Below are 8597 nucleotides of genomic sequence, written 5' to 3'. Positions count from 1 at the left end.
GCGATGCCTCAACGAGCCCGGGGCCGATAGGAGGGGGTAGGTACAGAGGTTATCTGGTACGCTGGCCGAGGGAGGTTCTACCTTGCTCCACACCAATGGGCGCTATCTGACTGCCGGGCCCGACGCCCTTGCCTCTCCTTATCCTGTCTCGGCCAGCGTCAATCTTTCCTCTTGACAGTGGAAACAGGAATTGGGACAATCGAGAGCAACTATATATGTGAGGAGTAAGGTATCTTTGATGGTGCAATCGCTAGAGCATGAGCAGAATCGTCCGCCGTTGGAGGAGCCGGCCACCCCCGCCGCGAGAACGGCCTCGGTCGCAGGAGGAAGGCAGGAGGGACCAGCCACCACTGATGCCAGGGGGAGCGAGGGCCTTACCATTCGCGTGGCTTTTCAGGGAGAGCGGGGGGCCTTTGGCGATGAAGCGGTGCGGGCCTACTTTGGCCCTGCCAGCGAGCCGCAGCCCTATCGCAGTTTTGCGGACGTCTTTCACGCCGTTGCCGCTGGCGCGGTCGACTATGGCCTGGTGCCAGTAGAAAATTCGCAGGCCGGCAGTATCAATGAGGTCTATGATCTGCTGCGCCAGTACGATCTCTTTGTCATTGGTGAGATCAGCCTGCCGGTGAACCACTGCCTGCTTTGCTTACCCGGGCAGCAGCTCAGCGATATCAAGCGTGTGATCTCCCATCCGCAGGCTCTGGCCCAGAGTGATGCCTTTCTGCGCGAGCTGGGTGTGGAGGTTGTTGCGAGCTATGATACTGCTGGTAGCGCTAAAATGATTCGCGAGCAGAATCTGCGTGGTGTAGCTGCTGTTGCTGGAGCAGCGGCAGCAGAGCTATATGGCCTGCAGATTCTGGCCGAAGGCATCCAAACCATCAAGGATAACCACACGCGCTTCATCGCTCTGGGGCGTGATCCGGCGTCACGACGTGAAGGTCCGGCCAAGACGATGATTGTCATGGCGACGCCGCATCAGCCTGGGGCGCTCTACCGCTGTCTGGGCGTGCTTGCTGAACGGGGCATCAACCTGCTCAAGCTGGAATCGCGCCCCTCGCGCCAGCGCGTCTGGGAGTATGTCTTCTATCTCGACTTCGAGGGGCACCGCGACGATCCAGCTGTGCGCAGTGCCCTGGCCGATCTAGCGCAGTATACTACCTTTTGCAAAGTCCTCGGCTCCTTCCCACGCCGCATTTAGTCGACTCGCGCTGAAGGCCTGGTGAGAAGGCCATGCCAGAGCCAGAAGAGAGCAAGACGGAGGGCGGCGCAGAGAACCTGGCGGGGCACAGCGTAGCGCATCCTTGCTGAGCTTTCCTCGCCTCAGTGTCCCGCTGTGCCCCACTTATCCTGGCTATGCTTCAGAGCGCTCTCCGGCTCCGTGCCTCCTTCCTCTCACGTATCCCTCTCCTCTTGGGAACTAATGGCTTAGCGAGTGGCGGGGCCATAGTGAGCGAGAGGGGGAGGCGTCACTCGCCAGCCGACCGCTTGAAGGCGACCAGCGCGGCAGAAGAAGCAACGGGCTAGGACTTAGCGCTTGATCTTCAGCGTATTCAGGAAGTTCTCCGCCAGCAGCTGGTAGGCCGACGATTCGTACTCTTCAACGCGTCCTGCATCGCAAAGAGCGGCGACCTGGGGATCAATCGGCAGTTGTGCAAGCAGCGGGGCTCCGGTGATAGCGACTAGCTCGGCGCCCTGACTGGGGCCGAAGATCTCGTAACGCTCGCCCGAAGGAGTTTCGAAGTAGGCCATATTTTCAACCACGCCGATGATGGTGCCCTTCAGGTGGCGCACCATATTAATGCACTTCTTGACCACCATCGTCGCCAGCAGCTGTGGTGAGGAGACGATGACCACGCCATCGGGGACCACGGCCTGCATCACCGTCAGCGGCGCATCAGAGGTCCCGGGCGGCAAATCGACCAGCAAGAAATCGAGCAGGTCCCATTCGACATCGCTGTAGAATTGCTGGATCGCCTTGGCCACCATTGGCCCGCGCCAGATCACCGGGTCGCTCTCCTCTCCCAGGAACATGTTCATCGAGATGACCTTAATGCCACCGCGACTCTCGACCGGACGAATGCGGTTATCGGACAACATCGTCGGTTTAGCGCTCAGGCCGAACATGCGCGCCATACTTGGCCCGGTGATATCGGCATCGAGCACGCCGACTCGATAGCCCTGACGCCGCAGAGAAACCGCCAGCAGCCCGGTGACAAGCGACTTGCCAACGCCCCCTTTGCCGCTCATCACGGCGATCACGTGCTTGATCTTGCGCCCGCCCCCAGAAGCCATTGTCAGCGGAATGCCCCGTCCAACGGGCGCCTTTTTGGGTGCGACCGAAACTGGCTCGCCCTTGATAGCGGCGTTAAGGTCTTTGAGCAATAAGTCCAGCTTCTCGGGAGGAAGACGATGGGTGCGTGCTCCCCCAGCGATGCTCTCGCGGGAACCGACCGCGCACGCCGTGCAGGGCAACCCGTACCCGTGGAAGACCTTCACAGTCTCCGGGTGCTTGGTTACCACATCATGAATAACCATATCGGCAGTAATAAGCTCCGCCATATCAGCTGATACCCCGTCCTCTCGCCGACCCGTCCCTGTCAGCCGAGAGCGGACAGGTCGACGTTGGTGTTTCTCTTTTGTGCCTATGTCGGTTTAGCAAAGTGGCTCGCGCACTTAATTCCGACTTGTGCACTAAGTATTATAGCACAGGGAAGCTGGCTCTGGCTATGCTCTGCTCCCGGGGGAGAGGTGCACCAGCCCGTCCGAGCCGGCCCTACCCTGTATCCTGGTGAGATGGAGATGGAGTAAAAAAGCAAGCGAAGTCATGAGAAGAGAGCCTTCTTGTGGCATTGCGCACCCAAAGGCTGTATGCTATCATGGCCGCGAAGGCTGCAGTCGGGCGTATGTCAGCAGCCTGGTTAGTGAAAGAGTTGTCTGATCAAAGAAAGGGCCGGGCGTTTTGTGCCGGCGCTTGCTGATAGAGCGGAGCTGTCTGGTGCCCTCGCTCACGACACGCACGACCACTTGCTTACTCATTTGAGTACGACCGTCACCTGTCCCGCCACCTACGACCAGGGGAGGAATAGCCTATGTCGACAGATGAGACGCTATATTTGAAGCAAGTATCGAGCTTTGCTGAACTTCCCGATGATGATCTCCGCGAGCTCATGGCGGTCGCCAAGAAGCGAATCTTTCGTCCCGGCGAAGTCATCTTCCACCGCGATGATCCGGGGCAGGTACTGTACATTATCAAGGAGGGCAAAGTCAAGATTGCGATCAACAGTCCGGATGGTCAGGAGATCTCCCTGGTCATTTTTGGGAAAGGCGAATATTTCGGTGAATTTGCCCTTCTGGACGGCTTGCCGCGCTCGGCGGATGCGGTAGCTCTGGAGCGCGTCGAGTGCTATACCCTGCAGCGTGACGACTTTCACCGCGCCATTCTCAAGAATCCGCGAATTGCCATTCATATGTTAGAGTCACTCTCGCGCCGCCTGCGCAACACCGATAGAATGATTGAAGACCTCATCTTCCTTGATGTGCCGGGGCGAGTGGCCAAGAAGCTGCTCGAACTTGCCGAGCTGCATGGGGTGCCCACCGAGAACGGCGTGCGTATTGATATCCGACTTACTCAGCAGGATCTGGCTGCAATGGTTGGAGCCTCGCGTGAGAGCGTCAATAAGGTGCTGGGTTATTTTTCTGCCAAGGGGTATATCTCGACTGGTCATCATCGGATTACGCTCCGGAGGCCAGCTGAGCTGAAAGAGCGCATTTATTAGCGAGCGAGTAGAGAGCACTGGCTGGCCGGCTGGCCGGCGCCTATCTCAAAGTCCAGTAGCTCTCATCATGTCTAATCTCCCTCCTTGTCTGTTCTGTCCATGTCTGGGCCTGGCTTCCGGGGTCTGCTGCTCGCCCTGAGCAGTCGAGGAAGATATTGTCTCCCTGCCGGCTTGCTGGCTGAAGATCAACAAAGGCTGGGGAAGAGGCAGAGCAAAGGGGGTGGGGCTGAGATAGAAGGCGGACTTCCTGCCAGGTCTGTTACTCCCTTTCCCCGCTACTCGTCTTCACTCAAAGGTTAGGGTAGTCGCCCTGCAGGATTGTGCAGTTTAAAGGCAGCGAAGGGAGCGTTTGACCATTGAACGAAGCGTTGACCGATCAAAGAGAGCAATCGCAGCCGGTCGAGCAAAACGCGACATTGGTCAGCGGCGGGGGGGAGGAGGTGGCGGTGAAGAGGGCGGTAACGTTCTGGAGCCGTCTTGGGGCCTTGCTGCAGGCCCTGCGTCCGCGCCAGTGGACGAAGAATCTGGCTGTCTTTGTGGGCATTCTCTTTGCGAAGCGTCTTTTGGAAGTTGCTCCGCTGATCCATGCTCTGCTCGCCTTTATAGCGTTCTGCCTTGTCTCAAGCTTTATTTATTTGCTGAATGATCTACTTGATCTGGAGAGCGACCGGCATCATCCGCGCAAACGCAATCGTCCCCTGGCCTCGGGTCGTCTACCGATCTCATGGGCCTGGGTGACTATGGGGGGTCTCTTGGGGGCGGCGACGCTGCTCACACTGGCTATTTTTGCCATTCCGCTGGGAGGCCAACATCTACCTTATAGCTCCCTTGGTGGCGGTGATTTGCTTTTTGCCCTTGTGCTAACAACCTACGTGGTCCTCATGGTGCTCTACAGTGTGCGGCTCAAGCACGTCGTATTGCTAGATGTATTTATTATAGCGAGCGGTTTCTTGCTACGTATTCTGGCGGGAGCTGTAGTCATCTCAGTCGTCATCTCTCCCTGGCTGTATCTAGTAACTATTCTGCTCTCGCTGTTTCTGGCTCTCAACAAGCGGCGGCATGAGCTTGTATTGTTACAGGACGAGGCCAGCACTCATCGGCAGATCCTCAAGGAATACAGTCTGCCCCTGCTGGACCAGATGATCACCATTACGGCTGCTGCGACGGTTATGGCCTATAGCCTCTATACCTTCCAGGGTCCAACGGGAGATCATCATCTCATGGTCACGATCCCCCTGGTGCTCTATGGGCTTTTCCGCTATCTCTATCTGGTCTATATGCGCATGGAGGGGGGCAGCCCCGAGGAGGTGCTGTTGCGTGATCGCCCCACTCTGGCGGCAGTCGGGCTCTGTGCTGCAGTAATCTTTGTGGTGCTTTACGTGCTCCCGTCCTAGCAAGTGGAGGATCATCGGCCTATGTTGACTGCGAGCCGGCTTCGGACTGTGCGCACAGGCATAGTGTTTTCTCTGGTGCTGGCCTTTATCGTCCTGGTGGCGATAGGTCTCTATGCGGATTTCCCGCGCATGTTGAGCGCGCTAGCGAGCTTCCGCTGGTCCTTCCTGCCTTTGATTCTCTCTTTGACGCTCTTTAATTACTGTTTCCGCTTTGTCAAGTGGCAGTATTATCTCCAGCGTTTACAGATTCGCCTGCCGCGCCTGACTAGCTTCCTGATCTTTCTATCGGGGCTGTCGATGGCCATCACGCCGGGCAAGGTGGGAGAGCTGCTGAAGTCCTATCTTCTCAAGCGTGCGACGAGAGAACCAATCAGCCGGACAGCTCCGATCATTATGGCCGAGCGGCTTTCAGATGGGCTGGCGATGCTCCTCCTGGCTGCCACAGGTCTGATTTTCTATCGCTTTGGCTGGGAAGTGCTGCTGACTCTTCTGGTGGTGGGCTTAGGAATCATCTTACTGATCCAGCATCGTACTTTTTCTTTGAGGGTGCTCGCAGCCGGCGAGCGGCTACCTCTATTGGCGCGCCTGGCGCAGCCGCTGCGTGCTTTCTATGAGAGTGCCTATACGTTGCTCCGCTGGCGACCTCTGTTGTTGGCGATTGCTATCGGTTTTCTCTCTTGGTCGGGGGAGTGTCTGGCGCTCTATTTTGTCTTTCTCGGCCTGGGGGTGCCGGCCTCGCCTGACCTCTTGCTCAAGGCCACCTTTATTTTGGCGGTCTCCTCCCTGGTCGGTTCAGCCTCCGGCCTGCCGGGTGGTCTAGGCACTGCCGATGGTAGCCTGCTTGGTCTGATCCGCCTGCTGGTTTCCTCCTCCTCTGTCATTGGTGGCGCTGCAACACTGCTGATTCGCTTCTGTACGCTGTGGTTTGGCCTGGCGCTCGGTGTTATCGCATTGCTTGTTTTGCGTCTTACTCAATACAAAAAACTTTTCGAGCCAGAGGCTTATGAGGAAGGAAAGGTGTATTTATCAACAGTTGCGGATTCTGATGCAACATTGCCTGAAGCCGATGGAAGCTACAATCTATCCCGGGCATCGGCACCTCTAAGCAACGGAGAGTGAGCAATCGATGATGAAAACCTTGATCATCATTCCTACCTACAACGAGAAAGACAACCTGCGCCCCCTTATTGGGGAGATCTTTCGCTATGCGCCAGCGACGGATGTGCTGGTTGTGGACGACCATTCTCCTGATGGTACGGGAGAGCTGGCTGAGGAGCTAGCCAAAGAGGATGCGCGGGTGCATGTGCTGCATCGTCCAGGGAAGCTCGGACTGGGCACAGCCTATATCACAGGCTTCAAATATGCCCTGGATCATGGCTATGATGCCGCTTTTGAGATGGATGCGGACTTTTCACATGACCCGCGCTACCTGCCTGACTTTCTGCGTCTGATTGAAGAGGCCGATCTGGTGATTGGTTCACGCTATATCAAAGGTGGTGCCACACCCAATTGGCCTTTCTTGCGACGCTTGATCAGTGGTGGCGGCAATATTTTTGCGCGTAGTGTGCTGGGTCTACCGGTGCGTGACTGTACGGCTGGCTATCGCTGTTATCGTCGTGAGGTCCTCGAAAGTATCGATCTCGACTCGATTCGCTCGCGTGGCTATGCCTTCCAGGTCGAGCTAGTCTATCGGGTCTGGCGTCAGGGTTTTCGCATTGTCGAGACGCCGATTGTCTTTGTTGATCGGCGAGTAGGCCACTCCAAGATGTCGAAGGCCATCGTCTTGGAGGGCTTTCTCTTTGTACTACGTACTCGGTTTAGCCGCAAGCCACAGCTGCCGCCACCGGTACGGCGTAAGGCCGTTCTGGTGGGAGAAGCCGCTGAGAAGGAGGAGCAGGAGCGGGTGCCTGAGACCTCCCGTTAATCTGGCGAATCGGCGGTGAGGTGACTCGCTATGCCTCTCTGTGGGCGGCCCTGCCAAGGTTTGGAAGGGACAGAGAGCGGACCAGCCGAGCGCTGCTGAAGCGGCTGAACAGTTTTGCCATGCTGGTGGCGGGTGTGAGGTCGCTTCAGTAGCGTCTTTTTTTGGGTGTGCCTCGTGGCTGGTGGCGCTGAGGTCGACGGTGCCTGGAAAAAGGGGCCTCATCTTCGTAGTCTTCCAGCTTGAAGGAAGGGTCAAGTCCATAGAGGGCGCGCATGCGCATCTGGTGGGCGAAGCGCTGGGCCAGACGGCGTGGAGGAGCGTTCAGGCGCGTAGCCAGGCCCTGAGTGGAGTCGGCCAGACCCCCTTGACGGATGACAGCTTGACGTACTTCGCTATCGTCGCTAAAAAGCTGGACCTCGTGTCCGGCGGCCCTGGCCTCGCGGGCGAGGCGAGCGATGACCTGGTCGGCGTTTTCGCCATGTTGTGAATAAATAATATGGATACGTCTCTCATAGAGGTGTTGCTCGTGTTTGCCTGATCCATCGAAGACAACCGTGACCTGGTAGGGGGTATGGCGATAGCGGTGGGCGAGTTGAGTGATCAGCAGCTGGCGGGCGCTTTCCAGACTTTGAGCCAGGGCGGCGCGAAACTGTGGATTGCGTCGAATCACGTTGTAGCCATCGACAAGAATGTATTGTCCCATTGTTCATAATCCTCTCTCGTACATTTCACCAGGGAAAGCCTCCTCTATCCAACAAGCTGCTCGGTCCGGCTCAGGGTACTGGCCGCGTGAGTGGTATAGCAGGCGGACAAAGGTTCTGCTCTCCTTGCCTGGTGCCTTCAGGTGTATGTTCAGTGAAACCATTGTATCCATTGGAGGAAGAGGTTGATAGTCCCACGAATATCAATGTGGATGGCTCTGAGCAGCAAGGCATCAAAGGCGGATGAGAGTTCGGCGAGCAAGACCGTTGCCAAGGCAAGAGTGAGCAGGGCCAGCAGAGGTAGAGAGAGCCAGAGAGGAAATGCGCTTCTTGTGGGATGGGGGGGTTCCTTGGATGTGGCAATGCGTTTTGCCTGGTGGTAAGCGGCTTGGGAGGTTGCTTGAGAGGTGAACGATGGGGAGGAAGGTAGATTGTGGCTGGGGATAGCCTGCTGCGAGGGTAAGGAGGTAGCCGCAGGCGAGGCTAGTGGTGGGCGCAGAGGTGCTTGCTCCCTCGCGGGGAGATCGCGAGCGGGTGGGGTGGAGATGCTCTCGGGGGTAGCTGGGCTGCTCGCTGGGATCGTGGAGGAAGAGGGAGAGGCTTCAGGCGTGATTGGGCCTGGGCTGGTTGGGGGCAGTACTCGCTGCATTTCGACCGTCTCGATCGCTGCAATGAAGGTCGAGGGGGAGCTGGGAGTGCGGAAGCGACCGGCCTGAACACAGGTGAGCAGAGGGTCGGGTGTTGGGTCACTGTTGTCAGCTTGACAGGTGCAGGGGTCGAACGAGGGAGGGGTGGTAGAAAGGGT

At 57.5% G+C, this 8597-nt stretch carries 8 protein-coding genes; 5 read left to right on the top strand and 3 right to left on the bottom strand.

The genetic code is table 11. The annotated features are described in order from the left end of the window. Positions 1-238: 238 nt before the first annotated feature. The gene (gene pheA, locus IRZ31_RS18050) at positions 239-1195 is read left to right on the top strand and encodes a prephenate dehydratase (RefSeq protein ID WP_297156204.1); all 957 of its coding nucleotides are present in this window, start codon (positions 239-241) and stop codon (positions 1193-1195) included. Between the two features lie 329 nt (positions 1196-1524). Here the strand turns inward: pheA and IRZ31_RS18045 are convergent, their stop codons facing one another. Next, positions 1525-2556 (bottom strand): P-loop NTPase, encoded by a 1032-nt coding sequence (locus tag IRZ31_RS18045; protein WP_297156202.1) that lies wholly within the window; start codon positions 2554-2556, stop codon positions 1525-1527. A 530-nt stretch (positions 2557-3086) separates the two neighbouring features. On the opposite strand from IRZ31_RS18045, the gene IRZ31_RS18040 reads away from it, so the two are divergent. From IRZ31_RS18040 to IRZ31_RS18025, 4 genes are all read left to right on the top strand, one after another. After that, positions 3087-3773: a Crp/Fnr family transcriptional regulator gene (locus tag IRZ31_RS18040; protein WP_112428693.1), complete on the top strand. Its 687-nt coding sequence runs from the start codon at positions 3087-3089 to the stop codon at positions 3771-3773. A gap of 356 nt (positions 3774-4129) precedes the next feature. Continuing rightward, complete coding sequence (locus IRZ31_RS18035; protein ID WP_297156199.1) at positions 4130-5167, top strand: decaprenyl-phosphate phosphoribosyltransferase; 1038 nt, start codon at positions 4130-4132, stop codon at positions 5165-5167. Positions 5168-5188: 21 nt separating this feature from the next. Then, positions 5189-6286: a lysylphosphatidylglycerol synthase transmembrane domain-containing protein gene (locus tag IRZ31_RS18030; protein ID WP_297156197.1), complete on the top strand. Its 1098-nt coding sequence runs from the start codon at positions 5189-5191 to the stop codon at positions 6284-6286. 7 nt (positions 6287-6293) lie between these two features. Beyond that, the gene (locus IRZ31_RS18025) at positions 6294-7091 is read left to right on the top strand and encodes a polyprenol monophosphomannose synthase (protein WP_297156195.1); all 798 of its coding nucleotides are present in this window, start codon (positions 6294-6296) and stop codon (positions 7089-7091) included. Between the two features lie 145 nt (positions 7092-7236). Here the strand turns inward: IRZ31_RS18025 and IRZ31_RS18020 are convergent, their stop codons facing one another. Then, positions 7237-7794, bottom strand: coding sequence for an NYN domain-containing protein (locus IRZ31_RS18020; RefSeq protein WP_297156193.1), 558 nt, complete (start codon positions 7792-7794; stop codon positions 7237-7239). 149 nt (positions 7795-7943) lie between these two features. Next, on the bottom strand, positions 7944-8597 hold a 654-nt coding region (locus IRZ31_RS18015; RefSeq protein ID WP_297156190.1), incomplete at its 5' end, for a hypothetical protein.

Source organism: Thermogemmatispora sp., from assembly GCF_019683635.1.
In the GTDB taxonomy this organism is placed as follows: domain Bacteria; phylum Chloroflexota; class Ktedonobacteria; order Ktedonobacterales; family Ktedonobacteraceae; genus Thermogemmatispora.
Note: the sequence above shows the minus strand (reverse complement) of the source record. Positions and strands in the feature narration are given on the sequence as shown.